General features: G+C 45.4%; 1 protein-coding gene. It reads right to left on the reverse strand.

The window, feature by feature from the left end; all coding sequences use genetic code 11:
- Window positions 1-95 precede the first annotated feature (95 nt).
- Window positions 96-767 (reverse strand): acyl-CoA dehydrogenase C-terminal domain-containing protein (locus A3729_RS09275; RefSeq protein ID WP_197475732.1); only part of this gene is annotated, 672 nt, incomplete at its 5' end.

The following is a 767-nucleotide window of genomic DNA, read 5'->3' on the forward strand; positions in this document are numbered from 1 at the left end:
CGATTAACCTTGATCAATAAGATCGAACCTCTTACATCGACTTCAATATAGCTCACTTTTTCCTCCGCTTTCGAATTTGGTTTATGTCTCAAGGTCTAGAACCAGTTTGGCTGCATTTCAAAACAGGTATCGTCTCGCCCCAAAAGTAGATCTGCTTCGTGCTTAGCTAATGGTAATTGCCATTTAATATAATATTGAGCAGCCTGGAGTTTGCCACGGTAAAACGAAAGCTCTTCATGGTTTGCGGGCTCAGTTTCGGCAATCCCCTTTTCTGCCGCTAAGGCCTGGCGTAACCACAGCCACGACACCACCACGCGAGCAAACATCGAAAGGTAAGAACTGGCATTAGATAAGGTCAAGTCAGGAGATTCTTTCTGAAGGTCAGCGCCTAATTGCATAGTAACCCTATGCACTAGTGACAAATGTTCTTCAATTGTTTGCGCCCACGCTTGAAGCCTTTCACTGGATTCTTTAGCACGAGAAAGGTCTAAATTCACCTTAGAGACCAGAACTTGAAGTCCTTTACTGTTGCGCTGCCATAGCTTGCGACCCACTAAATCCAAGGCCTGGATACCATTCGTTCCTTCATGAATTGGGTTTAACCTATTGTCGCGCCAATATTGTTCGACAGGGTACTCTCTGGTATAGCCTGCACCGCCAAGCACCTGAATCGCTAGATCATTCGCTTTTACACCAACTTCGGAGCTCCATGATTTGATCACGGGTGTCAGTAAGTCCAGTAAGAGCTCTGATTTTTCTCTTTCGTC

The organism is Oleiphilus sp. HI0043 (assembly GCF_001634935.1).